Origin of the sequence: Caballeronia pedi (assembly GCF_001544915.2) — a bacterium.
GTDB lineage: Bacteria > Pseudomonadota > Gammaproteobacteria > Burkholderiales > Burkholderiaceae > Caballeronia > Caballeronia pedi.
In genome coordinates this window covers 20,868-46,987 of record NZ_FCOE02000003.1, presented here as the reverse complement: position 1 = coordinate 46,987, position 26,120 = coordinate 20,868, and the positions used below count along the sequence as shown (strand labels likewise).

The window sequence follows — 26,120 nt, the reverse complement described above, 5'->3', positions numbered from 1 at the left end:
TCATTGACCCTCGTATTGCGCCTTGCGGCGTTCGCGGAAACTAGCCATACCCTCGCGGGCGTCTTGCGTGGTGGCAGAAAGTGCGCCGGCCATCGCCTCAAGCGTGGAGCCGGCATTGAAGCCTGCGGCCGCGTTGATCAGTTGCTTCGTGAGTTGCGCGGAGACGGGCGCGAGCGTCGCGATCTGCTCGGCGACGGCGATGGCCGCGTCGAGCGACTTGGCCGCTTCCGATACTTCGTCGACGAGGCCGATTGCATAGGCGCGCTGGGCGTCGATGCGCCGTGCGGTAAGTGCCATCGACTTCACGTGACCGGGTCCGATGAGAGACACGAGTCGCTGCGTTCCAGACCAGCCAGGACATGTCGCGATGCTCGCTTCAGGCAGCGCAAAGGTCGCAGCCGGGTCGGTCACTCGCACGTCGGCGACTGCGGCAAGTTCGAGGCCGCCCCCGAACGCGTGGCCATTGATAGCCGCGACCACCGGCAGGCGCAGCGCAGCCCAACGGTCAAAGATGCGATGTCCGCGCGTGACCCAGACTCGCCACATATCAAGCGGCGCGAGGGCGGACCATTCGTTGATATCTGCACCGACGCAGAAAGCCCGTTCGCCGGCCCCGGTCAGCACGACGGCGCGCAGACTGCCATCCGCTTCAAGCTGTGCGGCGGCGGCTTCGAGTTGCTCAAGCATCAGCGGCGTGAGCGAGTTGAGCTTTTCAGGCCGATCGAGCGTGACGATCGCAACCGGACCGCGCTTGTCGATGCGGACGAAGGCGTGGTCAGCCATGACGCGCCTCCTTGAGATTGAGTCCGAACGGAGCGTCCGTGAAGATCGCGGGGTCCATCGTCTTGAGCGACGGCGAGACCTTCAACTCGACGTCGGACTGATCCAGCACGTCTTTCTGCAGGTCAATACCCGGTGCGATCTCGATGACTTCAAGCGCGTCTTTTCCGAGCTTGATCACGCATCGTTCGGTGATGTACAGGACCTCCTGATCGCGGGCTTGCCCCATGCGACCACTGAAGGTCACATGATCGACATCGGCAACGAGCTTCTTCTTGCCTTCCTTTACGATCGAAAGCTTTCCATTGCCGATCTCAAACTTCGCGCCAGCCGTGAAATAGCCGCTGAAGACGAGGCGCTTCGCATGCGTCGTGATGTCGATGAAGCCGCCGCACCCGGCCGTCAAATACGGCTTGCTCGGAAGCTTGGATACGTTCACGTTGCCGAAGCGATCGATCTGCATAAACGACAGCAGAGACACATCGAAACCACCGCCCTGGAAATAGACGAACTGCGACGGCGACGGCATGATGGCGTCGGCGTTGCCCGAGCAGCCAAACGCGAATCCCAGCAATGGCACACCGCCCACCGCGCCTTGCTCGATCGCCCATGTCACATCGTTCGGATACCCTTCTTCGAGCAAGATGCGCGGCACATTCGCGGAGATTCCGAAGCCCAGATTGACCGCGTCGTTCTGCGCCAGCTCCATCGCGGCGCGCCGGGCGATGATCTTGTCCGGATGCCATTGCGCAAACTCGAACGCGCTCTCGGGCAGCTTGATTTCGCCGCTGATCTCGGGGTCGTATTCGATCTGCGTGGTCTGCTTTTGCGCCGGATCGACCACAACGTAGTCGACCAGATTGCAGGGAATGTGCACCGATTGCGTGTGCAGCGATCCCGCTTTCACGACACGCTTGACCTGCGCGATCACGATGCCGCCGTTGTTGCGCACCGCGAGCGCCTGATCGCGTCCGCCCAGCAGCGCGCCTTCGTGTTCGAAGGACAGGTTGCCGCGCTCGTCCGCAGTCGTGGCGCGAACGATGGCAACGCGCGGGACGAAGTTGCGATAGTGCAGCCACTCGTCGCCGGCGAAAGTTACCTTCTCCACGATGGGGTGTTCGGCAGCACTGGCGTTCATTGCGCCGCCCTGGCGCGACGGATCGACGAAGGTGTCCAGTCCGACCTTGGTCAATACGCCGGGACGCCTGGCCGCCGCCTCGCGGTGCATATCGAACAACACGCCGCTCGGCAGGTTGTACGCACGAATCTCGTTATTGACGATCAGATGCCAGATATCCGGCATCGGCAGGCTCGACGGGCCGCTGGGGAACGAGCCGGCTATAACCGTTTTGATGAGCCCTTTCTTTGCAAGGTGATCGATGCCCTTGATCCCATACATATCGCCGGCGGCGATAGGATGGAGCATCGTCAGATTGCGCGGATGCGCTTGCGTGTCGAAGCGCGCGCCGATCGCGGCGAGCATCGCGTCCGGACAGCCCAGGCCACTCGACGAACTAACGGTGACTACATCGTTATCGTTGATGAGGCTGGCGGCTTGTGCGAGGGTGATGACCTTGCTGGAACTCACGGTGAGTCTCCTGGTAAAGCGGTTTTGACTGGTTTATTTGGCGAAGCGACGCGACACATGGACGTGTCCACCCGCTTCTGCGGCGTGTGCGACCGCGAGGGCCGTGATCAGCGAGCGATAACCATCTACTCCAGTGGCGGCGGGGCTTTGGCCTTCGGAGATGGCACGGTGAAATTGAGCGACGCCAGTGTGGTAGAGGTTTGCGTGTTCCACCTCGATTGATCGCACGCCGTTCGCGTCGCAGAGTTCGATCTCGCCAATTGCGCGCTGGGTCATCACGTCCTTCGCCATCAGCGAGCCGTCTGAACCATGCACTTCGAATCCAGTCGCCGCGAACGGAACAGTGAACGCGTCGTGCAGCTGCGCGAGAACACCATTGTCGAAACGCACGATCGCCATGACGCCGTCGGTAAGACCCGCATTGCTCATCGTGCCGGTGGTCGTCATTGCGCTGACTTCCATCGGCTCGGCGTTCAGAACGAAACGCAGCGTGTCGATGTCGTGAACGGTGATATCGAGGACGACGCCGCCGCCAGCGTCTTGCTTCTCGATGCGCCACCCGCGTAGATGGGGCGGGAGCGAAACCGCATGAAAGACCCGTGCAAAGAGCGGCGTTCCGATTGCGCCGTCGATGATGAGTTCGCGAAGCTTGCGGTGCGTGGAAGCATTCCGGAGATGGTGGTTCGTTCCGAGAACGACGGCGTGTTTGTCGCACGCCTCGATCATCTGGGCGGCGTCTTCTTCGGAGAGAGCCAGCGGCTTTTCGCAGAGAACATGCTTTCCGGCCCGCGCTGCTGCCAGAACTTGCGGAAGGTGTTTCTCGTTGGTGCTGCTGATGTACACCGCCTGAACCGCCGGATCAGCAAGTACAGCGTCGAAGTCGGTCGAGTGCCTGGAGATGTCGTGTTCGCAGCAAATTCTCGTGCGCGCGCTGCATTGCCGCTCACCACGGTTTCAATCGCGGCGTTAGCCTGAGCGCGGATGGCGTCGACCATCCACTCGTCTGCGATCGTGCTCGCGCCAACAAGCGCCCATCCGATACGTGCCGCCATATTCGTCTCCAATGCTTCGAATGTCGGGTTGGTAGAACGTTCCACTAACGAAGAGTGAGAAAACGCGTTTCCCGCGCCTTCACCTCTTGTGATTTCTAGTAGATCGTTCCACCAAATTACCGAAAAAATCGGCGTCTAGCGCCGTTCGTCTTGGTGGATCGTTCCACTTAATGTAGTTCGCAGGTCTCAGCGCGTCAACTAGAGATGAACCCTAGGACGGGCAGCCAGCTAATTCATCTGATCATTAAAGATTTCAGTGGAACGATCTAGCGTCGGTGATAATCTTGCGGTAGCACGCCGTCCGTTCCCGAGCCCGTCCCCATGAAGAGCAATCCAACCATCCTCGACATTGCTAGAACCGCAGGCGTGTCGAAATCGACCGTGTCGCTGGTGTTGCAGGAGAACCCGCGCATTCCGGCAGACACCGCAGAAAAGGTGCGACAAGCCGCGCGCCAACTTGGGTACGTGTACAACCGGGGCGCGGCAGCCTTGCGCGGTCGGCGCAGCGCCACGATCGGCATGGTCATCAATGACCTAACGAACCCGTTTTTCGTTGAATTGTTGGTGGCAATCGAGCGTGTGCTCGCAGAGGCGGGTTACACCACGCTGATGGCGCACACGGCGGAAAGCGTTACGACGCAAACTCGCGTGCTGCGCTCGATGCGGGAACAGAATGTTGCTGGATTAATCATGTCGCCCGCACTCGGAACGGATGAATCGCTGCCGACAGAGATTCGATCGTGGGGTACCCCGCTCGTGCTGGTAATGCGTCCGATGGGTGACGACGTCGATACCGTGGGCGTCGACAATGCCTTCGGCTTCGCGCTCGCCACTGCACACCTTATTGCACAGGGGCATACACGCATCGCATTCGCCGGCAATCGCAAAGGCTACGCCGTAGCGAATCAACGTCGTGAGGGCTATCTGTCAACCATGAAGAAGCATGAGCTTCTCGTTGCCGACGAGTGGGTTGTCGACGTTGAACTCACGCCACAGGGTGGGCAGAAAGCGGTGCGGGCGATCTTTGAAATGGCAATTCGTCCCACGGCAGTGCTCTGCTACAACGACCAGGTGGCGATCGGCGTTCTCCATGAACTTGATCGGATGGGCAAACGCGCCGGTAAGGATCTGGCGGTGGTGGGCTGCGACAACATCGTGGCGGCCGAACACACAAATCCGCCGCTGACCACGCTTGCCGCAGGCTCCGACAAGCTCGGCATGCTCGCAAGCGAGACTCTGCTTTCCCGACTAGTCGATGGCGCCGCGACGGATGCGCCCGCAAAACAAATCTTCGCAGTGCCAGAACTGATTGTCCGCGAGTCGAGCGGGCACGCGCTCGTGAGAGAAGACATCTCGCGAGCTGTTCAAGCAGAGCGCCCAAGTCGCAAACGGGTCGCTCGAGTCTAATAAGGTAGCTGAAGCCAGGGCTTCCGGGAACGCTCCTCTAGAAGGACCGCGTTCGAGCTGCTTCGACTCAGTGGATTCCTGGCTGAGGCGATGCGCTGATGCGACATCCCCATAACGAGGCTAAGCATATGTTGCGACCACATTTATATTAGGGGTCACTTCAGAGCAAAATGCATCAGAAGGCGCCAGAGGCGGCGTACCGCGCGACGCGCTCCATCATCGCATCGCAATCTCGAAGTTGTTCGATCGTCACATACTCGTCGGGTTTGTGCCCTTGATCCATGCTGCCCGGTCCGCAAACGACCGTTGGAATGCCGACGTGATTGAACAGTCCGCCTTCCGTCCCGAACGCGACGGTGCCGAACTCGTCCGAGCCGCAAAGCGCCGTCAGAATGCGCGCCGCCTCGCTGTCAGGCGGCGTCGCGAGTCCCGGATAGGCGGATAGCGGTTCAAGACGAATATCCACATCATGTTTCACCGCGCGCATCTTCGGCAGCAAGGCGGCTTGCGCATACGACTGCAAATCGTCGGCGACTTCGTTCGCGTCGAAGCCCGGCAGCGCGCGCACTTCGAAATCGAACTCGCATTCCGCCGGCACGATGTTGAGCGCGCGGCCGCCTTTGATGACGCCCGTCTGCACCGTCGAATACGGCGGATCGAAACGTTCGTCGTGATGCTCGGGTTGCGCGAGCCGCTCGCCGATTTCTTCCAGACGATTGATGAGCCGCGCCGCATATTGAATCGCGTTCACGCCGTACGGTGCATACGCGGAATGACAAGGCGCGCCTTTCACCTGACAGCGCATCGCGAGTTTGCCCTTATGGCCGAGCACGGGCTTCAATTCGGTCGGCTCGCCGATGAGGCATAACAAAGGCTTGTGCGTACGCTTCTCCAGTTCCGCGAGCATCGGCCGCACGCCGAGGCATCCGATTTCTTCGTCGAAGGAGAACGCGAGATGCACCGGTATCTTCAACTCACGCTCGACGAACAACGGCACCGCTGCCAATACCGATGCGAGATAGCCCTTCATATCGGCCGCGCCGCGTCCGTAGAGCCGTCCTTCCTTCTCAGTCAGCTTGAACGGATCGACGGTCCACGCCTGGCCGTCGACCGGCACGACATCCGTATGACCCGACAACACGATGCCGCCGCGATCGTGCGGTCCAATGGTCGCGAACAGATTCGCCTTCGTGCGCTCCGCGTTATAAAACAACTCGCATTCGATATCGAATTGCACGAGGTAATCGCGAATGAACTCGATCAGCTTCAGGTTCGACTCGCGGCTGACCGTCGCGAAGCCGATCAGGCGTTCGAGCAGATCGCGGCTCGTCATCTCATTCATCGCCCGGCACTCCGTAGCTCGGCGCGGCGGTCGGGTTCAACGCGCGCGTCACGTAGTCCTGCATTTGCGGTTTATACGCCTGCCACAATCCATCGAGCTTGCCGATAGGATCATCATCCGCCCAGTCGACACGCAGATCGACGAGCGGCCAGCTTTGCTCGCCCGCGATCTTCAGCGCCGCCGAATGCACCGGTCCCGCTTCGCCGCCCGCCGCAATCGCCGCGTGCATCGCCGCGAGCAAGCGATCCGCGAGATGACCCGATGCGTTCTCGAACGCCGGAATCATCACTTCGATCACGTGGGTGCCCGCGAGCATGTTGCCCGCCGCGACGCATTGCTTGCCCGCGACCGCGTGATAAGTTCCGAGCGCCTGGTTGCCGCTAAAGAACGCAGTGCGTCCCTGCGCATCGACCACCGTCACTTGCCGATACTCGTTCCATTCACTCTCGCCCAGCGCGCGATCGAGCGCTCCGGCAGGATCGAGTCTCGCGCGTTCCATATGATCGAGGATCATCGAACCAAGCGCGGGCAGCGTCACGTTCTGCGTCGCGACCACACCGACGCCCGCGCGCACCCACGGACAACGCGCGCCCACCGCGATGCTGGATGAACTGATTGCGATGCCGAGTTGCCCGGTCACTTCACATCGTCCGACGATAGAAAAAGTCATGTGCGCTCCTTCTTGGGCTCAAGTCTGAGGCGGCGTCCATCCATCGGGGATGACGGCGATCACGTCGATTTCCATCAGCCATTCCGGCTGACCGAGCGCGACAACGGTGAGTCCCGTCGAAATGGGGAACACGCCCTTCAGCCATTTACCGACTTCGCGATACACCGGCTCGCGAAAGCGCACATCGGTGAGATAGGTCGTCGTCTTCACGACGTGCGACAGATCGCTGCCCGCTTCTTCGAGCAACTGCTTCACGTTCTTCATGGCCTGTTCGGCCTGCGCGCGCGGATCGCCGAGACCGACGAGATTGCCGTCGAAGTCCGTGCCGATCTGACCGCGCACATAAACCGTATTGCCCGCGCGCACGGCCTGGCAAAGATCGTTATCGAGCGTTTGATTCGGATACGTATCCTTCGTGTTGAACATGCGGATACGGGTATGCGTGGGTTTGCTCATCGAATGCACCTTGATGCTGGATTCTGAATGGATTGGTAATCAGTTGACGCCCATCTCGCTTAAGGTGTGAACACGCGATGCACCGGGCGCGCTCTCGACGCTTTCCACGCGCTTCTCGTCCACCGGACGATGCGGCACGTCGTAATAAGCGTGGTACTTGCGCTGCGTGGCGATGTGATCGGCAACATGTTTCGCGTCGTGCCACACGCCCCAGATGAACGCGGAACCACGGCGCGACAGCCACGGCAAGCCGAGGAAATAGATGCCCGGTTCTTTGGCGACGCCGCGCTGATGTTTCGGCTTGCCCTTTTCATCGAATGCATCGACTTGCAGCCAGGTGAAATCGACCGCATAACCCGTCGCCCAGATGATCGACGTCACCCCTTCCTTAGCCAGATGGAGTTCGAGCAACGGATGCTTCATGCATTCCGGATCTTCGGGGATATTGCGCGCCTCGGGCTCTTCGGGAAGATCGAGGCCATTGCGTTGCGCATAGCCATCGGCGGCATCGAGCAGCGACAGATAGTTCTCGTCGCCGCGACGAATGTTGTCGGCGAGATCGGCTTCGAAAGTGACGCGCGTATCGTCGAACGATTTCGTCAGACCAGTCAGCGTGATGCCCTGATGCGCGAGTCGCCGGAAATCGACCGTATGGCCGCCGCGCGCGCCGCTTACCGCGATCGTCACATGCTCGCGTCCGGGCTTCATCACTTCCGCGTCCCATTCGCCGAGCACGCCGAGCCACCAGCAGAAATCGCGTCCGCGATAACCACGCGGCGGACGATCGTGCGCGCCCACCGAGAGATACACGCGCCGGCCCGAGCGATGCAATTCATCGGCGATCTGCACGCCCGACGATCCCGCACCGACAACGAGCACGCCGCCTTCGGGCAATTGCTGCGGATTGCGATAGTCGGCGGAATGAATCTGCGTGAGCGCGGCGGTTTTCGGCGCGATCGGCGGAATCACAGGGCGCTGAAACGGCCCGGTCGCGACCACCACGCGATTCGCTTCGAAGGTTCCATCAGACGTATCGACGGTAAAACCCGGTCGTCCGACATTGCGCACGACTCGCTTCACTTCGACGCCGGTTCGAATCGGCGCTTCGAACTTCTTCGCATAGGCGACGAAGTAATCGGCGACCTGTTCCTTCCCCGCAAAACTATCGGGATCGACATCCGCGAATTCGAGATTCGGGAAACGATCGTGCCATGCAGGTCCGTTGGCCACGAGCGAGTCCCACCGGCCCGTGCGCCAGCGTTCTGCGATGCGATCGCGTTCGAGCACGATATGCGGAACGCCAATCCTGCTCAGATGTTCGCTCATGGCGATGCCAGCCTGCCCGGCGCCCACAACGAGCGTGTCAGTTGCCTTTATTTCGACTGTCATGGGTGAGTCCTTCGAAGAAGCGGAGTTCGGTTTGCGATCCCTTCGGCCCTTTGCGGCTTCGGTGCACCATGCGTGTGCTTTCGGATAGCAATCTACGCTCGCTTGCAGAATCCGAAAAATATATTAAAAAAATGCAAAGCATCGGTTCTACCTATGCAGTCATTTTTGATCACTTCACAATGCGATCCATCTGACGCCGTCAACCGGGAGCCAAGCCCATGGAAAATCAGCCGCTGCGTTACTCACTGCGTCAGTTGCGATACTTCGTGGTGACGGCGGAAGTGCTGTCTTTCACGGCCGCGGCGAGACGCCTGCATATTTCGCAGCCGTCCATCTCGACTGCATTGGCCGATCTCGAGATCTCGTTCGGCGTGCAGTTGTTCATCCGGCATCACGCCAGCGGTCTGTCGCTGACTCAGGCGGGGCGCGATCTTCTCGGGCAGGCGCGCAATCTCCTGAAGTTCGCGGAAGAACTGCAAATGGCCGCCACCGAAATGGACGGCGGCATGACGGGATCGATCACGCTCGGCTGCCTTGTCTCGCTCGCGCCGCCGTTGATGCCCGGATTGATCAGCCGATTCACGAGCGAGCACGGCGGAATAAGCTTTCGCACCATCGAGGCGCATCAGGATGAACTGCTTAAAGGCTTGCACGACGGTTCGCTCGATATCGCGCTCACCTATAGCCTCGATCTGACCGAAGACATCGCCTTCATGCCGTTGCTTTCCTTGCCACCGTACGCGATTCTTCCCGCGACACACCGGCTGGCGCGCGCACGAAAGGTATCGCTGCAAGATCTGATAGACGAACCGTACGTGATGCTGGACCTGCCGCATAGCCGCGATTACTTCGCGGCGCTGTTCGATGCCGTGGGAAGCCGCCCTGTCCCTGCGTTTCGTTCTTCGCAACCGGAAGTGGTGCGCGGCATGGTGGCGAACGGGCTGGGCTACAGCATTCTGAACTTCCCGCTGAGTTCGACGCGCACCGTGGACGGCGGCGAATTCGTGATTAAGCACTTTAGGGATAACGTCAACGCGACGACGCTTGGCATCGCCCAATCGAAAACGATGAAGCCGCGTCAACTGGTGTCGCGATTCTCTTCCTTCAGCGAAAGCTATATACGGCGCCTCAAGCTCGACACGTAACAAGCGCCTGCAATAGAGCGACTTCGCGCGCCTTGCATAGCCATAACCTTGCTTTAGCATCCGAAAACAATATTTTGACTTGTAATTTGGCTTGGTAGATTAACTCCAATCGATGCGATGCATGCGCCGATCCTCCGCCAGCGCAACCGCACTCTGCTTCAGGAGCCGTCTCATGGAAAACCCCACCAGGCAAGCAGCAATAAGCGCTTTGCTCGACGAACTCGCAACCAACTGCGAGCGACCATTCGGCGATGCGCGCGCGATGCCTCCTGGCGTGTACACATCAGCCGAATTCCTGTCTCTTGAAGAGCGGGAAATCTTCTCGAAAGAATGGCAATGCGTGGGCCGCGCGAGCGCGCTCGGCAAACCCGGCGACTATCTGACCGCGAGCATCGCGAATCAGCCGATCGTCGTGCTGCGCGACGAACAAATGGGCCTGCGCGCGATGTCGAATGTCTGTCTGCATCGCATGTCGGTGCTGCTCGAAGGGCGCGGCAACATACGTCGGATCATCTGTCCGTATCACGCGTGGAATTACGGACTCGACGGCGGGCTGAAGGGCGCGCCGCTCATGGAACAGCAGTCCGGATTCTGCAAGGAAAGCTATAAGCTGCCGGCCGTTCGCTGCGAGGAATGGCAAGGCTGGATTTACGTCACGCTCGATCAGAACGCGCAGCCGGTTCATACGCAGCTCGCGCAACTGAGCGAACTGATCGATGCATACGGCATGACCGATTACATCGAAACCTTCCATGAAGAACACGTCTGGGACACCAACTGGAAGATCCTCGCCGAGAACTTCATGGAAAGTTATCACCTGCCGATGCTGCATCGCGCAACGGTCGGTCCGCATTCGCGACTCGAAGAAATGGAATGCCCGCCGGGTTATCCGGCATTCAACTATCACTGGATCACCAAGGAAGCATCGCTTCCCATTGGCAATGCGCATCCGGACAACAACCGGCTGACCGGCCACTGGCGCAAAACCACGGCCTTGCTCGCGGTCTATCCGACGCATCTCATCACGCTCACGCCGGGCTACTTCTGGTATCTCGTGTTGCAGCCGCGCGGCGTGGGCAAGGTACATATCCGCTTCGGCGGCGGCCTCGCGCCTGAATTCATCACCGATCCGGAAGCCAACGCGCACATGGCGACGCTCAAGAGCCTGCTCGACGAAGTGAACGCGGAAGACAAACGCGGCGTGGAAGCGGTGTTTCGCGGCGTGAATGCGCCGCTCGCGAAGCCCGGTCATCTGAGCCATCTCGAACGCCCGAACTATGACTTCGCCCGATATCTCGCGTCGAAGCTCGCCGCGCGCTAATCGAAGCACTTCCGTCAGGACGCTATCACGATGTCAAACCCATCCTTCATTTCGTTCTCGGGCGTGAGCAAGTCGTACGACGGCGCGAACTACGTCGTCGATGACTTGAACCTTGATGTGCGAAAGGGCGAATTCCTGTCGCTGCTCGGTCCGTCGGGTTCGGGCAAGACGACGACGCTCATGATGCTTGCCGGCTTCGAATCGCCCACGCAAGGCGAGATTCGTCTCGATGGAAGACGCCTCGACGACAAGCCGCCGCATCAGCGCGACATCGGCATGGTGTTTCAGAACTACGCGCTGTTTCCGCATCTGACGATTGCGGAGAACGTCGCGTTTCCGTTGTCCGTGCGACGCGTGGGCCGCGCCGAACAGAAAGGGCGCGTAAAGCGCGCGCTGGAGATGATCGAACTGCCGCATCTGGCGAATCGGCGTCCCGCGCAACTTTCGGGCGGACAGCAGCAGCGCGTCGCGCTCGCGCGCGCACTCGTGTTCGAGCCGAGCGTGGTGCTCATGGACGAGCCGCTCGGCGCGCTCGACAAGCGCCTGCGCGAAACCATGCAGTACGAGATCATGCGGCTGCATCGCGAACTGTCGCTCACCATCGTCTATGTGACGCACGATCAGGCGGAAGCGCTGACCATGTCGGACCGCGTCGCGGTCTTCTCCGATGGCAAGATTCAGCAGGCCGCGTCGCCCACGGAGTTGTATGAGAACGCCAGTAACGCGTTCGTCGCGAACTTCGTGGGCGAGAACAACGGCCTGCGCGGACGCGTCGTCACGGTGAAGGACGGCTGGGCGACGCTCGCGCTCTCCGATGGCAGCATCATTCGCGGACGCTGCGAACAAGGCCTGAGCGAAGGCGCCGAAGCGATGCTCGCGCTGCGCCCGGAACGCGCGCATATCCACAGCGCCGAGGGCACGCAAGCGGATGCGCACAGCAACGTCGTGCGCGCGCGCGTGCAGGAGCTCGTGTATTGCGGCGATCATCATCGCGTACACCTGACGCTCGGATCGCGCGATGCGCTCGTTGCGAAGTTGCCCAACACGCAACGTCACGCGTTGCCTTCCGCCGGCGACACCATCGAGGTGGCCTGGCGTCACGACGACTGCAAGATTCTCGCTGCGAGCGTGCCTCGCAGCGCGCCCACGGTTCCGCCCCCCGCATCGCCCTCACCTTCCATCATGTCGACCGCACCCGCAGGAGCCAACTGATATGCGCACTAACATCAAAGCACAATGCGCCGCCCTCGCCTTAGCCGCCTTCGCCACCGTCTCGGCGCAGGCTGCTGAAACGCTCAATGTCGTCACGTTCGGCGGCGCATATGAAGCGGCGGCGAAGAAGGCGTATTTCGATCCGTTCACGCAGGCGACCGGCGTGAACTTCTCGCTCGAATCCTACGACGGCGGTCTCGCGAAGCTCTCCGCGATGGAACAGGCGAAGAACACGACATGGGATCTCATCGATCTCGAAAGCAACGACGCGATCACCGCGTGCGACGAAGGGCTGCTCAAGAAGTTCGACAAGAAGACGCTCGGCAATACGAGCGATTTCATTCCTGGCTCCATCAGCGATTGCGCGGTCGCGAGCATGGTGTGGTCCACGGTCTACGCCTATGACGCGAGCAAGCTGAAGACCGCGCCTAGCACCATCAACGATTTCTTCGACTTGCAGAAATTCCCCGGCAAGCGCGGTTTGCGCAAGTCGCCGAAGGGTTCGATGGAATGGGCGCTGATTGCCGACGGCGTCGATCCGAAAGACGTTTACAAGGTTCTCGGCACGCCCGCCGGCGTGGACCGCGCCTTCAAGAAGCTCGACACGATCAAGAAGAACATCGTGTGGTGGGAGTCGGGCGCGCAGGCGCCGCAGTTGCTCGCCGACGGCGCCGTCGTGATGACGCAGGCGTACAACGGCCGCATCGACGATGCCTCGAAGAAGGACAAGAAGCCCTTCAAGATCGTCTGGGATGCGCAGGTCTACGACTACGAATGGTGGGGCATTCCGGCGGGCGCGAAGCACGCGGATACGGCGGCGAAGTTCATCGTTTCCGCATCGCAACCGAAGGCGTATGCCGATCTTTCGAAGTACATCGCCTACGCGCCGCCGCGCAAGGACGCGATCCCGCTCGTCGACAAGCAGCGGCTCGCCGACCTGCCGACCGCGCCGGATAACTTCAAGCGCGCGATCCAGATAAACCCGACGTTCTGGGCCGATAACGCCGACGAGATCAACAAGCGCTTCCAGGTCTGGTTGACGCAGTAACAGTCTCGCAGTAACACCACCATCGAGAGAGAGCCCGCTGTGACCGTGACTACTCATACGCCCGTAACGGCCCATGCCTCGGCCACGGGCTCTCCGACGAGAGCCGGCGGCCGCGCGTCCTACCAAAAGGCGCAACGCCGCGCATCGATTCGAGCGCTATTGCTGGCGCTTCCGTTGATCGTGTTTCTACTATCGACGTTCATCGCGCCCATCGCGCTGCTGCTCGCGCGCAGCGTGGAGAATCGCGAATTGCCGGACAGCATGCCCGCGCTTTCCCGTGCGCTCGACGCATGGGACGGCCGCGGCGTGCCGGACGAGCACACGTTCGCGCTGCTCGCGGCCGGACTCAAGGAGGCGCAGCAAAGCGGACAGATCGGCACCGTCGCGAGGCGCATGAACTTCGCGCAATCCGAATTCCGCAGCCTGCTGATGAAGACGGCGCGCGGCGTGCGCAACGATGCACCCGTCGCGTGGAAACCGGCACTGATCGAAATGGACGATCGCTGGAATTCGCCGGAGACGTGGCGTCTGTTGAAGCGCGCCGCGACATCGCCGACGCCCGACTATCTGCTGAATGCCGTGGACGCGAAAGTGACGCCGCAAGGCTCGATTGCCTCGCTTCCCGCGAACGCGACGGTGTATCGCGAAGCATTCGTGCGCACGATATCGATCAGCTTCACCGTCACATTGCTGTGTCTGCTGCTCGGTTATCCCGTTGCGTGGCTGCTCGCGAATCTGCCCGAGAAAAGCAGCAACCGGCTGATGCTTTTCGTCATCGTGCCGTTCTGGACTTCGCTGCTCGTGCGCACGACGGCGTGGTACGTGCTTCTGCAACCGGGCGGCGTCGTCAACAGCCTGTTGATGAGTCTGGGCGTCGTGACGCATCCCGTGCCGCTCGTCTTCAATCGCACGGGCGTGTTGATCGGCATGACGCACGTGCTGCTGCCTTACATGATCCTCGCCATCTTCTCGGTGATGAAGGGCGTGCCGCCCGTGTATCTGCGCGCAGCGAAATCGCTTGGCGCGCATCCGTTCACAGCCTTCGTGCGCGTCTATATTCCGCAGACCTTGCCGGGCGTGGGCGCGGGATGCTTCCTCGTGTTCGTGCTCGCGCTCGGCTACTACATCACGCCTGCCCTGCTCGGCGGCGCGGGAGACGAGATGATCAGCCAGCTCATCGCGATCCAGACGAATACGCAGCTCAACTGGGGACTCGCGGGCGCGCTCTCGGCTTATCTCGTGATCTTCACGGCGATCTTCTATTTCATCTTCAATCGCATTGTCGGCATCGATCGGCTGCGCTTCGGTTGAAGCACGCGAGACCAAAGGGACGATCATGTTAGACAAACGCAATACGGTGCTGACGGAACGCGTTGCTTCCCGCTGGGTGCGCGTGCATTGCGCGCTCGTGCTGTTCTTTCTGGTGGCGCCGATTCTCGCGATCATTCCGCTTTCGTTCAACTCGGGATCTTACTTTTCGTATCCGCTACAAGGGTTTTCGCTGCGCTGGTATGAACAGGCGCTGACGAGTCCGGACTGGCAACGCGCGCTGCTGAACAGCGTGGCCATCGGCGCGGCGTCCACGTTGATCGCAACGTGTCTCGGGACGCTCGCGGCGCTCGGCTTGTCGCGAACGCAGTTTCCGCTGCGCTCGATCGTCATGCCGATCATCATTTCCCCGATGATCGTGCCGATCGTCGTCGTGGCTGCGGGCTTCTATCTCGTGTTCGCGCCGCTCGGCCTCGTCAACTCTTATCCTGGCGTCATTCTTGCGCATGCCGCGCTCGGCACGCCGTTTGTCGTCATCACGGTGACGGCTTCGTTGCTGTCCTTCGATCAGAGTCTATTGCGCGCGGCGTCCGGACTGGGCGCGCCGCCGTGGGTCGCGTTCAGGCGCGTGACGCTTCCGCTCATCATGCCCGCGGTCGCAACGGGAAGCGTGTTCGCGTTCGCGACATCGTTCGACGAAGTCATCGTGATTCTGTTCATCGGCGGGCCGGATCAGAAGACGGTGCCGCGACAGATGTGGAGCGGCATCAGGGATTCCATCGATCCGTCGATTCTGGCGGTTGCGACCATGCTGATCGTGTTCGCGGTGCTGCTGTTCGCGAGCATCAACTGGCTGCGTGCCCGTGCGGCGGCCGCGAATCAGGCGCTGGTCTGATTCGGCATTCGGCATTCGGCATTCGGTCAGGCGGACATCGAATTGAACCGTGTCTCCGCGTATTCCATGAAGAGGCGCGCGGGCACGGTCAACTGATTGCGCTTGAGCCATGCAGCCACGACGCCCGAGCAGCCAACCGGCTCCGCGATCTCGACCGCGACGACTTCGTGTCCGTCATACGTGGTCGGCGCGTGCGGGCGGGTGACCAGAAGCGAGTAGCCGAATCCCTCGCCCACCATGCCGCGAACCAGTTCGAGCGATGGCGAGCTGAACCCCACTCTCGGGGTCAATCCGTAGGGTTCGAACAGGCCGAGAAAATAGTCCTTGCTCGGCGAGACATCGAGCAGAATGAGCGGCTCGTCGCACAGATCGAAGAGACTTGCCTTGTCCGCTCCGGCAAGCCGGTGCGTCGCCGGCAACAAGACATACGGCGCTTGGCCCCGCGTCAGCAAGTGCGTGGAGAATGTATCGTCGAGCCCGAGTTCGTACACGAGGACGAGATCGAATCGGCCTTTATCGAGCCCTTGCAAAAGCTCTTCCTGATCGCCGTCGCGCACTCGGATTTCGATGCCGGGATACACAGCGTTGAAGCCGCGAATCAGGCTCGGCAGATAGAGCGGCGCGAAGGTCTCGAAGCATCCGATATCGACGCGCCCCGATGCTATGTCGCCTTCCGCGAGCGCATTCTGCTCGAACTCATGGACGGACTCGAGCAGCGCCTTGGCGCGCTCGTAAAACCGCGCGCCTGCCGGCGTCAGCGAAATGCCTTGCGCGTGATGACGAATGATGAGTTGCGTGCCGAAGCTTTCCTCCAGCCCCTTGATCGCGACGGATAGCGAGGGCTGCGCGATAAACAGCTTCCGCGACGCCTCGGCGACGCTCCCGTTGTCCACCGTTGCGACGAAGTACTTCAGTTGGCGCAGCGTGAAGGAAGATGACATAGGGTTATCGCCGACTTTGGTTCGCACCATCTTATCGGATACGGAGCGCCTCATCGAAAGCATGCCTCTTCGCCATTTTCAAAGATTTCCTGCATAGGAGAAAACTGGCGAGCGCATTGGAAAACAATGTTTTCCTCGATGCTTTGACGAGGCTATTTTGTAAACATCGGCCTCGGACAACGGGTTTTCCGATCAGAACCGCTTTTGAGTGAGTCATCACGATGAATGTGCCAGCGTCTCTATTTGCCGATGCAATCTCGCCGAACGACCGCCCGCTTCTCGACACGCTATCGACCCTGGCGCGATCGGAGAAGCGTGCGACGCACGGCATGCCCGGCGCGTTCTATAGCTCGGTTCACTTCGCCGAGCTCGAACGTCGGCGCGTCTTTCGACGCACGTGGGTTTGCGTCGGCCATGTCGGCGAGATTCCCGGCAACGGCGACTACTTCACGACTGAATTGACCGGAGAACCGCTGCTGATTCAGCGTGATGCCCAAGGCGAAGTTCATGTGCTGGCCAACGTATGCCGGCATCGCGGCAATCTCGTCGCACGCGGCCGTGGCAATGCGCGCGTGCACGCGTGCGCGTATCACGCATGGAGTTATGAACTCGATGGCAAGCTCAAACGCGCGCCCTTGATGCAGGAGTGCAAGGATCTCGACACATCACGATGCGCGCTGCCGAAAATCCACTCGACGATCTGGCAGAACTTCATCTTCGTGAACATCGATGGCAACGCGGCGCCGCTCGGCGAAGCGCTTCGCCCGCTCGAAGCGCACATACGCAACTATCACAACGAAGAACGGGAGCTTTATCACTTCCAGGAAGAGGTGTGGCATACGAACTGGAAATGCCTGGCGGAAAACTTCATGGAGGGTTATCACCTTAACGCCACGCATCCGCGCACCTTGCGGCCCGTCACGCCCACCGAGCTATGCGAATACGTGCCGGGCAACGGACACTTCTCGGCCTATCGCGCGCACTACACACCCGATTCGCCGCAACGCACGCCGTTTCACGAAGACCTGACCCAAAGCGAGCGTCGATCGAGTTTTCTCTTCAGCGTCTTTCCGAATCTCGTCGTTACTTACATGCCGCATCAGACGATATATCTTTGCCTGAGACCCGCCGCAACCGATCAGGTCGCGATCAGATGGGGCCTGGCCGGACACGAGCGCGCACCGGACAAGGAAAGCATCGAACGATACGTCGCGTTCGCGAACGCCTTCAACGCCGAAGACCGCACGAAGCTGGAAACGCTGCAGAAAGGCGTCAGCTCGACTTTCTATTCACCCGGCCCCCTCTCAGCGGAGAATCTGGAGGGTACGCTTCGGGACTTCTATAGCTTCATGGCTCATCGTATCTGCGACTGATTTCGAACATGCGTCCCGCCACCTTTACCGTCATCGTCGACAGGATTCATGTCGAAGCGATGGACACCGTCAGCATCGAATTGCGCGCGTCTGATTCCGCTCCCTTGCCTGCATTCGATGCCGGATCGCATATCAGCCTGCATCTGCCCAATGGCATCGTGCGAAGTTATTCGCTCGTCAATGCGACGGGCAATCGCGATCGATATATTCTCGGCGTGCTTCGCGCGCGCGACAGTCAGGGCGGTTCGGCTTTCGTCCACGAGAAGTTGCGCTCCGGGGATTCGATCCTGATTTCCGAGCCGCGCAATAACTTTCCGCTCGATGAATCCGGCGAGCGATTCGTTCTGATTGCGGGCGGTATCGGCATAACCGCGATCTACAGCATGGCGCAACGGCTCGTTGCGCTCGGTAAATCGGTGGAGATGCTTTATTGCTGCCGTTCGCGCGAGCACGCGGCGTGGCTGGAACCGATTCAGGCGCTCGGGCTTTCACTGAAGCTGCATTTCGATGTACAGGCCGGCGGCCCGCCTGATCTTCGAGGCTTTCTCGACGAACGCGATCGCGCCACGCGATTCTATTGCTGCGGCCCCACGCCGATGCTGAGCGCATTCGAAAGCGCATGCGCCGAAAACGGCTACACGCACGCGCATATCGAACGATTCTCGGCGGATCCGAGTGGTTTAAAGGACGCGCAAGGCGCAGGTTATGAGGTGCAACTCGGACGAAGCGGAAAAGTCGTGCGCGTCGAAGCCGGCGCGCGACTGCTCGATGTGCTTCGCGCCGAGGGCATCGACGTGCCGTCGAGTTGCGAACAAGGCATTTGCGGCAGCTGCGAGACGTCGGTGATCGAAGGCGATATCGATCATCGCGACAGTGTTCTGAGCGAGTCGGAGCGCGCGGAAGGCAAAACGATGATGATCTGCGTGTCGGGCTGCAAACGCGGCCGCCTCGTTCTCGATTGCTGAAGAGGCGGCCGCTGAAGCACGGTCAGACGACGAACGGAAACTCTTCCTCCGGCAGCGGATCGCCGGGGTTGAGCCGCTCCGCGAGATGTCGATACGGAGGCGATGTCTCGCCGCCTCGATCGACATACACCGCGTTGTCGCCGAGCCAGCGGAACGACACCACGCGCCGCGACACCGAACCTGAACGATTGCCCGGCGCGCCGTGCACCGTGAGATAGTTGAACGCGACTGCATCGCCGGGCCTCAGGTCCCAGCCAAGGATGTTGTAGTCGTCGCGATGCGCGTCGATATCCGGCATCTCTTCGAGTCCGTCCGACGAACGGTCGTACGCAACGCCCGTGAACTTGCGCGGACGAAAAAGCTTTCCCCAGCGATGCGAGCCGCCCACGAATTCGAGCGTAGTCTCACGCGGCACCGGATCGAGCGGCACCCACATGCTCACGGACTGCTCCGCGCTCACGCAATAGTACGGTTCGTCGTGATGCCAGGGCGTGATCTTGTCCGCGCCCGCTTCCTTCACTAAAACGTGCTCGTGAAAGATGCGCGCACGCCGTGACGCCATCAATTCCCGGGCAATGGCGCCAGCCGGACTTTCCTCGACGAAGCGGCGAAACGGCTCGATGCGCTGCCAGTTGCAATAGTCGCCGAAGAATCGCCCCGACGACGTGCCCTTCGTGTAGTCGCGAAAATCGGGGCCGGGGTGCTGTTCATTGAAGTCGACGCCATCGCGCAGCAGGTCGATCCAGTCCGTGAATACGCCGCGTAAGACGGTGACTCCATCGCGTGCAAACGCTTCTCGCTCGGCGCTCAGCATACTTCCTCCTGTCGTTTCGTTGAGCTGGAACGAGAATGACACGAGGTACAGCTTCAGGAAACTAAGAAAAATCTATAACTGAACTAGCGAATTCCTAACGCCGATCGGCACGAAGCCGATACCCCGCACGCGGGGTCGCTTGCTTACAGAAAGCTCAAGCAGAGCGTGGCGGGGACATCGTCTACAGCTGAGTCTTTCGAGGCGCGTCTCGTCGGCAGTTGCCGACGAGACGGCTCACTTCCCCAAACCCGATCATCCGGTTGCCGTGGACCGCTGGTTGGTTCGAGTTTTGACATAGTGTTCACTTCCCGCAGCCGTTGGCGCAATTGCAATTTCGATCGATATAACAACCAGTCGCTTGAATCACAGGAATAACTTGAGCGCGCAATCGCGCGCTCACGCCTCATCCGGTCGTAATGGAGTGCGTCATGGAATCGCTCACTTTCTCTCTCAAGTCACGCCGAGTACTGGCGGCCCGCGGTTCGAATTTCGCTAAAAAATTCTGAAGACGCCGCTACTAGGATACTGTCATTATCCTAATAGCCGCATTATTGGTCTAAACTGGCGCGCATAAAAACGCGTCCGCGCGCGCGGGCCGACGAACGCTTTTACCGCCGGGTTGCTGCGGCGCCTTTCCGGCCACACCGTATGCAGATGGCGCTGCGTCGCTCCAGAAGATTCCGCCCCTCCGGCGTCAGCATCAGCGAACGCGTAGTCCGGCTGAACAGCCTGAGTCCGAAGTGCTGCTCCAGCCGCTGGATGCTCTACTGCATGGAGCGCGCGGCGATTCCCTTCGCTTCGTTGCTGCTCGAATCGATCGACAGCGCAGTGTTGGCATTTTGCCAAGCACACATGGCACGCTCCTGCACGACGCAACTGCGCGCCGCCTGCAAGGCCGCATTGCGGGCCCTCTCCCGCGACAGCAAATCCTGCTTGAGCCGGAGGGCCTCGGGATTGTCCGGCTGCAACGAAAGCGCCCAAGAAATGCCGGACCGCGCCAGTTGCAGGTTGTTTTTTTGGAGACCGTCGTGCGCTCTCGCGAGGGCAAGCGGCATCAATTTCTGATTTTTGTCAGCGGATGCCTTGTCACTCGGCGGCGGCGCTTCCGGGCTTGGGGCGAACGTCGGAACCTGCGGCATGGTCGGGGCCTGCGCGGGCTGATTCAAGTCGTTCGACGTCACCGTGCCTCGCGCGGCGATCGATCTCGTCGGCTCTTCCTGCGCGTCATGGTTCTGAATCCAGTACAAGAGCCCCGATCCGCCGATGAGCACGAAGGCCGCCGCAAGCATCAGCACTGCCCCCTTTTTCATGCCCCGACGACCGATATCGCGGCGCGGAGGCGGACGGACCTCGTCGTCGGGATAAACGGCGTCGTTCGATGCGAACGAGGATGCATTTTGCCGCGGCCACGGCGGCGGATTAGGCGGAAAATCAACACGCCCGTTCGGTGTGCCGTGCCCTGCCGCTCCGGGCTTCCTCGCGGCGGGTGCACGATCGCCGGACACAAACCGAGCAGGCGCACCGCAATGAGGACAGGACGAAATCGGCCACGGCACCTTGCCCCCGCAGCGTGCGCATGTTCCCGTGACAATCGGGGCGCGAACGCCTTGTTCGTCCATCTAAACTCTCCTCCTCGTGAAGTGCGAACGAAACGCCAGCCCTGAGAAGTGCTTGATGCGACGGGCACGGGTGGCCGCTCGTTCGATATGGAAGGGCTCTCTTCCTTGCAGTGACGAGGCCAGACTAGGGCTGTTAGTCTAACATCTGGCCGCTTGGGCGCGGCGTCACGCCATCGACATGGAACGTTAGCGATAACGCGACTGCGCGCCTCAATGTCGGTATCCCTATTATTTACCGAGGGGCCGAGGGGCGACCGGCTAGGGCGAAAAAACGTACTCTGTGCGTGCATGCTGGTTTTCGCACTGTTCGCTCGGGACAATCACTGCGACGGGAATCAAAAGCCTGATGATCTGGCGATTCGTGTCAGGTCTAGGTCTGGGCGGATTGACTCCGTTGACCGTAGCCTATGTTGCTGAATTTTGCCCGGGGCGCTACAAAGTGTCGGCGGCCATGATCACGACGTCCGCTTACGCGATCGGCGCTGCGGGTGGGGGACTTTTAGCCTCGTTCATGATTCCCATGTTCGGCTGGCACTCCGTGTTCATACTCGGCGGCGTCGCTCCGGTTCTCATCCTCGTCGCGATTGCCGTCATGTTGCCTCAGTCCATCGTCGATCTCGCCCGTCGAGGCCGCTCGGATCTGGTTGCCAAGGCGATGACTCGGATCGCACCGACGATCTCAGTCGATCCGGCCGCTCCAATCAGTCTGGCTGAGAAAGCATCTCACCTCAGGTTGCTCCTCATTAGCCGTTCGCGGCGGTGCGCCTACGACAGTTCCTCGTGCCGAAAAAGGAAGCGGGCCAATCTGCAACGACCATTGCGCTAGAATTGTCTCGTGTAGCTATGCTTGGGGTAAATGTCATGGCAGCGTCGCCAGCCAGCGGTCAGTTCTTCGACGCCTGGGCGAATAAGGCGACGCAACGTTTTTCGTCGGCGAACCAGTGCGGTAGATCAGAAATGGATGTATGCGATGGCTAATCAGATGATTTTCAGCGGCGCACCGTCGCAGGCCTGCAACCTTCCGGCGCTCCTGCAGGGGGGCGGTGTCGCAGCGATGATCGGCGCTTTACATTACTGCGCGTCGAACTATTTCCCGCTTCAGTGGAATTTGTTGCTTGCACAAGTCGGCGCGGTATTGATCGGTGTCGGTTTGCCGTTCCTTAAGACCGCGTTCACCCGAATCGTCATCGATACTACGCGAATTACCTGGACGCAGGGCATTCTGCGTCGTCGTGTGTCGACTCTCGAGCTTTCGCGGATTCAACGCATCACTGCAATCCACCCATGGTGGCAACGCCTATTCGGAACTGGCTCAATCATCCTGACTACCGACGATCTAGCTCATCCCGTGAAGCGTTTGCCGGCCATCAGATGCGTGGATCAACTCTGCAGAGCGCTCGACGAGGCGGTTGCAATGCATCACGATGCAGCCTATTCCGGCATAAAAGAATGATGTGAACACGATTGCTCAATGCCAGGTACACGGTATTAGAAGGAGCGATAGTAGTTCGCAAGTGCCAGATTTTTTCTGAGGGGCGCAGGCTCAGTTCCTTGGCAGCAGACTAACAGCACCGCTACCGCAACCCTGTTCGGCCCGACCCGCTCCTTATTGCCGTAGGAAGTCCAGCAGCATCTGATTGAATCGCTCTGCATGCTCCCACTGCGCCCAGTGCCCGCAGCGCCCGAACACATGCAAATCGGCATTCGGCAAACCCCACACGAGGCGCAACCCGACATCCATCGGCACGAAACGGTCATCTCGCCCCCAGATCACGAGTGCGGGCGCCTTGATCTCGTTCAACCGGTGACCATAGTCCGGAAACTGCTTTGGATTGGCCGCCAGACTCTTCACGAAGTTCTCGAGATGATCGCGCCGCGCGAGCATGTTATCGAGCCGCGCCTGCATCAACTCGTCCGTCATCGTGCTCGCGTCGTAGACGAAGACGTTGAGCATCTTCTTCAGGTTCTCAAGCGTCGGTTCGCGATAGAGACCCTGCAGCAGCTTGATGCCTTCGGTCGGCATCGGCACGAACTGGCTCGGGCCGCCCGTGCCGCCGCCCATCAGCACCAGCTTGCCGACGCGCTCCGGATACGACAGCGCGAACGCCACCGCGCTATGCCCGCCCATCGAGTTGCCGACGAGATGCGCGCGCTCGATGCCGAGCGTATCCAGCACGCCCTTCAGCACGCGCGCGTTGAGGTCGGAGCGCGAGCCCGTGCAGACGATCGAATCGCTCTTGCCCCAGCCGGGGAAGTCGACGAGGATCACGCGGTAACCCGCGTTCGCGAACGCGTCCACGTTGCGATAGAAATTGGCCCAGCCGCTCGCGCCCGGCCCGGAGCCGTGCAGCATCACGAGCGTTTCCTTGCCCGCGCCGGTGTCGTTGTAATGCACGCGCAGTTCGGTGCCGCCTTCCATCACGTTCACGAACTTGCTGGTCGCGCTGTCGGTATGAGTCACGGTGTCAGTCATGTCGATATCCCTCGTCAGATCGATTCGGTTTTAAGCGTGCGCGAGCCGTCGGCGGACTCGCGCGGAAATTTCGCGACCACCGCGAGCGCGCCGAGCGCCGCGATCACGATGAGCGGGATGCTAGAGATCACGAGCATCGACGCGCTCTGGCCGAGCGCCAGCAACTGCCCGGCGATCAGCGGGCCGACCATCGAGCCCACGCGGCCCACGGCCACCGCCGCGCCGACGCCCGTGCCGCGCACCCGCGTCGGATACGCGCCGCCTGCGAGCGCATACAGCACGGACTGCGCGCCAACGAGAAAAAGCCCCGCCAGCAGACCGCCGCACGCCATCGAGACGCTGCCCGTTGCGCTCGCGAGCGCAAGCAACGCGGCGCCAATGCCCGCATACATGCCGGCCACCACCGGCCGCTTGCCGATGCGATCCATCAGCCCCGCGATCACGATCGCGCCGATGCCGCCGCCGATGTTGAACATCATCTGCACGATGCTCGCCTGCACGGGCGTGAGCCCGCGCGAGAGCACCATCGACGGCAGCCAGTTCATCAGGAAGTACAGCACGATCAGAGTGCCCAGATAGCTGATCCACAGCGCGACGGTGGTGCCCGCGCGGCCATCGCTGAAGAGCGCGCGCACGATGCCGTCCGTCGCGTCGCGTGTGGTGCGCTGGCTTGCCGCGATGAAGTGCGTCGACTCCTTCAGGAAGAGCGCGAGCAGCGGCAAGGTCAAGAGCGGCCCGATGCCGCCGACATAAAAGATATGCCGCCAGCTTTCATCACCCGGGCTGACGATGCCGATCACCGCCGCGAGCGCTGCACCGAAAGGCATGCCGCAGTACATTGCACCGACCGCCGTGCCGCGCTGCCCGCTCGGCGCCGCTTCCGCGCACAGCGCGATCAGGTTCGGCATCGCCGCGCCGAGACCGAGGCCCGTGAGGAAGCGCACGGCGAGCAGGCTCTGCAGATCCCACACCTGAGTCGTTGCGATCGAAAAAATCCCGAACAGCGCGACCGACATCATCAGCACGCGCTTGCGGCCGATGCTGTCCGCGAGCCTGCCGCCGATCGCCGCACCCGGCAACAGACCGAGCGCGCCGATGCCGAATGCCCAGCCAAGTTGCGCGACCGCGAGATGAAACTCGCGCGCCATGCGCGGCGCGGCGACGCCGGTGGATTGCAGATCGAGCCCTTCGAGCAGCGCGACCGCGAGGCACAGGCCGATGGTGAGCGCGCCGCCGGCGCGCGTGGATGAAGCCGTTGACGATTTCATTGATGTCTCCAGGTTGAACGATGCGGCGCTCTTGATGACGCTTCGCGTATCGGATGGTTCAGGCGTGCGCTTGGCGCTTCTGCAGATCGAGCGCGACGTCGACGATCATGTCTTCCTGACCGCCCACCATGCGCCGCTTGCCCAGTTCGACGAGAATGTCGACCGCCTTCAGGCCGTACTTCTTCGCCGCGACTTCCGAATGCCGCAGGAAGCTCGAATACACGCCCGCGTAGCCGAGCGCGAGCGTCTCGCGGTCCACGCGCACCGGCCGGTCCTGCAACGGGCGCACGATATCGTCCGCGGCATCGAGCAGGCGATACAGATCGGTGCCGTGTCGCCAGCCCATGCGCCCCGCCGCCGCGATGAACACTTCGAGCGGTGCATTGCCCGCGCCCGCACCCATGCCCGCCAGGCTCGCGTCGATACGGTCGCAGCCCTCTTCCACCGCGACGATCGAATTGGCGACCCCCAAGCTCAGGTTGTGATGCGCGTGCATGCCCGTCTGCGTCGCGGGATCGAGCACCGCCTTGAGCGCCTTGAAGCGCGCGCGGATGTCGTTCATGTTCATCGCGCCGCCCGAATCGACCACGTACGCGCAGGTCGCGCCGTAGCTTTCCATCTTCTTCGCTTCGACGGCGAGGTTCTCGGGCGTCGTCATGTGGCTCATCATCAGAAAGCCGACGGTATCCATGCCGAGGCTGCGCGCATACTCGATGTGCTGCTTCGAGATGTCCGCTTCAGTGCAATGCGTCGCGATGCGCACGACGCGCGCACCCGCGTCGTATGCCGCCTTCAGGTCGTGGATCGTGCCGATGCCGGGCAACAGCAGCGTCGCGATCTTCGCGTGCTTCACCACATCGGCGACCGCTTCGATCCATTCGAGATCGCTGTGCGCACCGAACCCGTAGTTGAAGCTCGAGCCCTGCAGGCCGTCACCATGCGCGACCTCGATGCTGTCGACCTTCGCCTCGTCCAGCGCGCGGGCGATGTCCTGCACGTTCTGAATCGAATACTGATGACGGATCGCGTGCATGCCGTCGCGCAGCGTCACATCGGAGATATAGAGTTTCTTGTCCATGATCGAATGCTCCTT

Annotated in this window: 25 protein-coding genes; 11 read left to right on the top strand and 14 right to left on the bottom strand. The window is 61.0% G+C overall.

Translation table 11 applies throughout. The features are described from left to right. From AWB80_RS05240 to AWB80_RS05230, 3 genes are read right to left on the bottom strand one after another with little or no spacing between them, the layout of a single operon-like run. Entirely contained in the window at positions 1–783 is a 783-nt protein-coding gene (locus tag AWB80_RS05240) for an enoyl-CoA hydratase/isomerase family protein (RefSeq protein WP_061173608.1), read from the bottom strand. Further along, the gene (locus tag AWB80_RS05235) at positions 776–2,368 is read right to left on the bottom strand and encodes an acyl CoA:acetate/3-ketoacid CoA transferase (protein ID WP_061173607.1); all 1,593 of its coding nucleotides are present in this window, start codon (positions 2,366–2,368) and stop codon (positions 776–778) included. The genes AWB80_RS05240 and AWB80_RS05235 overlap by 8 nt, the downstream gene beginning before the upstream one ends. A 33-nt stretch (positions 2,369–2,401) precedes the next feature. Then, positions 2,402–3,268 (bottom strand): Gfo/Idh/MocA family protein, encoded by an 867-nt coding sequence (locus AWB80_RS05230; RefSeq protein WP_244206428.1) that lies wholly within the window; start codon positions 3,266–3,268, stop codon positions 2,402–2,404. Between the two features lie 473 nt (positions 3,269–3,741). Here AWB80_RS05230 and AWB80_RS05225 point away from each other — a divergent pair, with 473 nt between their 5' ends. Next, complete coding sequence (locus tag AWB80_RS05225; RefSeq protein WP_087131003.1) at positions 3,742–4,827, top strand: LacI family DNA-binding transcriptional regulator; 1,086 nt, start codon at positions 3,742–3,744, stop codon at positions 4,825–4,827. 175 nt (positions 4,828–5,002) lie between these two features. Here the strand turns inward: AWB80_RS05225 and argE are convergent, their stop codons facing one another. The 4 genes from argE to AWB80_RS05205 are packed head-to-tail and all read right to left on the bottom strand — an operon-like array spanning position 5,003 to position 8,684. After that, positions 5,003–6,169 carry an acetylornithine deacetylase gene (gene argE, locus AWB80_RS05220; protein ID WP_061173606.1) on the bottom strand — a complete coding sequence of 389 codons (1,167 nt, stop codon included), beginning with the start codon at positions 6,167–6,169 and terminating at the stop codon, positions 5,003–5,005. After that, a complete protein-coding gene (locus AWB80_RS05215) occupies positions 6,162–6,839 on the bottom strand; it encodes a DUF1028 domain-containing protein (protein WP_061173605.1) in 678 nt (225 codons plus the stop codon). Before AWB80_RS05215 ends, argE begins: the two co-directional genes overlap by 8 nt. A gap of 18 nt (positions 6,840–6,857) precedes the next feature. Further along, positions 6,858–7,295, bottom strand: a complete 438-nt coding sequence (locus tag AWB80_RS05210) for a RidA family protein (RefSeq protein WP_061173604.1) — start codon at positions 7,293–7,295, stop codon at positions 6,858–6,860. A gap of 39 nt (positions 7,296–7,334) precedes the next feature. Beyond that, complete coding sequence (locus AWB80_RS05205; protein ID WP_061173603.1) at positions 7,335–8,684, bottom strand: flavin-containing monooxygenase; 1,350 nt, start codon at positions 8,682–8,684, stop codon at positions 7,335–7,337. 218 nt (positions 8,685–8,902) lie between these two features. Here AWB80_RS05205 and AWB80_RS05200 point away from each other — a divergent pair, with 218 nt between their 5' ends. The 6 genes from AWB80_RS05200 to AWB80_RS05175 all read left to right on the top strand — a co-directional run bounded on the left by AWB80_RS05200 (position 8,903) and on the right by AWB80_RS05175 (position 15,574). After that, entirely contained in the window at positions 8,903–9,829 is a 927-nt protein-coding gene (locus AWB80_RS05200) for a LysR family transcriptional regulator (protein WP_061173602.1), read from the top strand. A 172-nt stretch (positions 9,830–10,001) separates the two neighbouring features. Beyond that, entirely contained in the window at positions 10,002–11,150 is a 1,149-nt protein-coding gene (locus tag AWB80_RS05195) for an SRPBCC family protein (protein WP_061173601.1), read from the top strand. A gap of 30 nt (positions 11,151–11,180) precedes the next feature. Next, positions 11,181–12,362 carry an ABC transporter ATP-binding protein gene (locus tag AWB80_RS05190; RefSeq protein ID WP_061173600.1) on the top strand — a complete coding sequence of 394 codons (1,182 nt, stop codon included), beginning with the start codon at positions 11,181–11,183 and terminating at the stop codon, positions 12,360–12,362. A 1-nt stretch (position 12,363) separates the two neighbouring features. Next, complete coding sequence (locus AWB80_RS05185; RefSeq protein WP_061173599.1) at positions 12,364–13,410, top strand: ABC transporter substrate-binding protein; 1,047 nt, start codon at positions 12,364–12,366, stop codon at positions 13,408–13,410. Positions 13,411–13,455: 45 nt separating this feature from the next. After that, positions 13,456–14,721: an ABC transporter permease gene (locus tag AWB80_RS05180; RefSeq protein WP_061173918.1), complete on the top strand. Its 1,266-nt coding sequence runs from the start codon at positions 13,456–13,458 to the stop codon at positions 14,719–14,721. A gap of 25 nt (positions 14,722–14,746) precedes the next feature. Further along, positions 14,747–15,574, top strand: a complete 828-nt coding sequence (locus AWB80_RS05175; RefSeq protein WP_061173917.1) for an ABC transporter permease — start codon at positions 14,747–14,749, stop codon at positions 15,572–15,574. Between the two features lie 26 nt (positions 15,575–15,600). Here the strand turns inward: AWB80_RS05175 and AWB80_RS05170 are convergent, their stop codons facing one another. Beyond that, the gene (locus tag AWB80_RS05170) at positions 15,601–16,515 is read right to left on the bottom strand and encodes a LysR family transcriptional regulator (protein ID WP_061173916.1); all 915 of its coding nucleotides are present in this window, start codon (positions 16,513–16,515) and stop codon (positions 15,601–15,603) included. A 221-nt stretch (positions 16,516–16,736) separates the two neighbouring features. Between AWB80_RS05170 and AWB80_RS05165 the strand changes: the two genes are divergently transcribed. Together AWB80_RS05165 and AWB80_RS05160 are read left to right on the top strand one after the other, a co-directional pair. Next, positions 16,737–17,888, top strand: coding sequence for an aromatic ring-hydroxylating oxygenase subunit alpha (locus AWB80_RS05165; RefSeq protein ID WP_061173598.1), 1,152 nt, complete (start codon positions 16,737–16,739; stop codon positions 17,886–17,888). An 8-nt stretch (positions 17,889–17,896) separates the two neighbouring features. Then, positions 17,897–18,853 carry a PDR/VanB family oxidoreductase gene (locus AWB80_RS05160; RefSeq protein ID WP_061173597.1) on the top strand — a complete coding sequence of 319 codons (957 nt, stop codon included), beginning with the start codon at positions 17,897–17,899 and terminating at the stop codon, positions 18,851–18,853. A gap of 22 nt (positions 18,854–18,875) precedes the next feature. Here AWB80_RS05160 and AWB80_RS05155 read toward each other — a convergent pair whose 3' ends face one another. The 3 genes from AWB80_RS05155 to AWB80_RS44790 form a co-directional block, all read right to left on the bottom strand. Beyond that, entirely contained in the window at positions 18,876–19,667 is a 792-nt protein-coding gene (locus AWB80_RS05155) for a phytanoyl-CoA dioxygenase family protein (protein WP_061173596.1), read from the bottom strand. A 608-nt stretch (positions 19,668–20,275) separates the two neighbouring features. After that, a complete protein-coding gene (locus AWB80_RS44795) occupies positions 20,276–20,419 on the bottom strand; it encodes a hypothetical protein (RefSeq protein ID WP_279628639.1) in 144 nt (47 codons plus the stop codon). A gap of 12 nt (positions 20,420–20,431) precedes the next feature. After that, positions 20,432–21,286 (bottom strand): hypothetical protein, encoded by an 855-nt coding sequence (locus tag AWB80_RS44790; protein ID WP_244206406.1) that lies wholly within the window; start codon positions 21,284–21,286, stop codon positions 20,432–20,434. A gap of 280 nt (positions 21,287–21,566) precedes the next feature. On the opposite strand from AWB80_RS44790, the gene AWB80_RS05145 reads away from it, so the two are divergent. Continuing rightward, a complete protein-coding gene (locus AWB80_RS05145; protein WP_143327955.1) occupies positions 21,567–22,112 on the top strand; it encodes an MFS transporter in 546 nt (181 codons plus the stop codon). A gap of 144 nt (positions 22,113–22,256) precedes the next feature. Beyond that, positions 22,257–22,739: a PH domain-containing protein gene (locus AWB80_RS05140; protein ID WP_160147408.1), complete on the top strand. Its 483-nt coding sequence runs from the start codon at positions 22,257–22,259 to the stop codon at positions 22,737–22,739. Positions 22,740–22,892: 153 nt separating this feature from the next. Here the strand turns inward: AWB80_RS05140 and AWB80_RS05135 are convergent, their stop codons facing one another. The 3 genes from AWB80_RS05135 to dmpG are packed head-to-tail and all read right to left on the bottom strand — an operon-like array spanning position 22,893 to position 26,108. Further along, complete coding sequence (locus tag AWB80_RS05135; protein WP_061173592.1) at positions 22,893–23,759, bottom strand: alpha/beta fold hydrolase; 867 nt, start codon at positions 23,757–23,759, stop codon at positions 22,893–22,895. A gap of 14 nt (positions 23,760–23,773) precedes the next feature. Continuing rightward, complete coding sequence (mhpT, locus tag AWB80_RS05130; RefSeq protein ID WP_061173591.1) at positions 23,774–25,027, bottom strand: 3-(3-hydroxy-phenyl)propionate transporter MhpT; 1,254 nt, start codon at positions 25,025–25,027, stop codon at positions 23,774–23,776. Between the two features lie 58 nt (positions 25,028–25,085). Beyond that, complete coding sequence (gene dmpG / locus AWB80_RS05125) at positions 25,086–26,108, bottom strand: 4-hydroxy-2-oxovalerate aldolase (RefSeq protein WP_341866806.1); 1,023 nt, start codon at positions 26,106–26,108, stop codon at positions 25,086–25,088. Between the last annotated feature and the right edge of the window lie 12 nt (positions 26,109–26,120).

Bases quoted from the DNA above. Each gene is read 5' to 3' on its own strand.
- AWB80_RS05160 (WP_061173597.1), top strand. From the start codon at position 17,897: ATGCGTCCCGCCACCTTTACCGTCATCGTCGACAGGATTCATGTCGAA.
- AWB80_RS05215 (WP_061173605.1), bottom strand. From the start codon at position 6,839: ATGACTTTTTCTATCGTCGGACGATGTGAAGTGACCGGGCAACTCGGC.
- argE (WP_061173606.1), bottom strand. From the start codon at position 6,169: ATGAATGAGATGACGAGCCGCGATCTGCTCGAACGCCTGATCGGCTTC.
- AWB80_RS05175 (WP_061173917.1), top strand. From the start codon at position 14,747: ATGTTAGACAAACGCAATACGGTGCTGACGGAACGCGTTGCTTCCCGC.
- AWB80_RS05190 (WP_061173600.1), top strand. From the start codon at position 11,181: ATGTCAAACCCATCCTTCATTTCGTTCTCGGGCGTGAGCAAGTCGTAC.
- AWB80_RS05155 (WP_061173596.1), bottom strand. From the start codon at position 19,667: ATGCTGAGCGCCGAGCGAGAAGCGTTTGCACGCGATGGAGTCACCGTC.
- AWB80_RS05225 (WP_087131003.1), top strand. From the start codon at position 3,742: ATGAAGAGCAATCCAACCATCCTCGACATTGCTAGAACCGCAGGCGTG.
- mhpT (WP_061173591.1), bottom strand. From the start codon at position 25,027: ATGAAATCGTCAACGGCTTCATCCACGCGCGCCGGCGGCGCGCTCACC.
- AWB80_RS05210 (WP_061173604.1), bottom strand. From the start codon at position 7,295: ATGAGCAAACCCACGCATACCCGTATCCGCATGTTCAACACGAAGGAT.
- AWB80_RS05200 (WP_061173602.1), top strand. From the start codon at position 8,903: ATGGAAAATCAGCCGCTGCGTTACTCACTGCGTCAGTTGCGATACTTC.
- AWB80_RS05195 (WP_061173601.1), top strand. From the start codon at position 10,002: ATGGAAAACCCCACCAGGCAAGCAGCAATAAGCGCTTTGCTCGACGAA.
- AWB80_RS05240 (WP_061173608.1), bottom strand. From the start codon at position 783: ATGGCTGACCACGCCTTCGTCCGCATCGACAAGCGCGGTCCGGTTGCG.
- AWB80_RS05165 (WP_061173598.1), top strand. From the start codon at position 16,737: ATGAATGTGCCAGCGTCTCTATTTGCCGATGCAATCTCGCCGAACGAC.
- AWB80_RS44790 (WP_244206406.1), bottom strand. From the start codon at position 21,286: ATGGACGAACAAGGCGTTCGCGCCCCGATTGTCACGGGAACATGCGCA.
- AWB80_RS05205 (WP_061173603.1), bottom strand. From the start codon at position 8,684: ATGACAGTCGAAATAAAGGCAACTGACACGCTCGTTGTGGGCGCCGGG.
- AWB80_RS05135 (WP_061173592.1), bottom strand. From the start codon at position 23,759: ATGACTGACACCGTGACTCATACCGACAGCGCGACCAGCAAGTTCGTG.
- AWB80_RS05170 (WP_061173916.1), bottom strand. From the start codon at position 16,515: ATGTCATCTTCCTTCACGCTGCGCCAACTGAAGTACTTCGTCGCAACG.
- AWB80_RS05185 (WP_061173599.1), top strand. From the start codon at position 12,364: ATGCGCACTAACATCAAAGCACAATGCGCCGCCCTCGCCTTAGCCGCC.
- AWB80_RS05140 (WP_160147408.1), top strand. From the start codon at position 22,257: ATGGCTAATCAGATGATTTTCAGCGGCGCACCGTCGCAGGCCTGCAAC.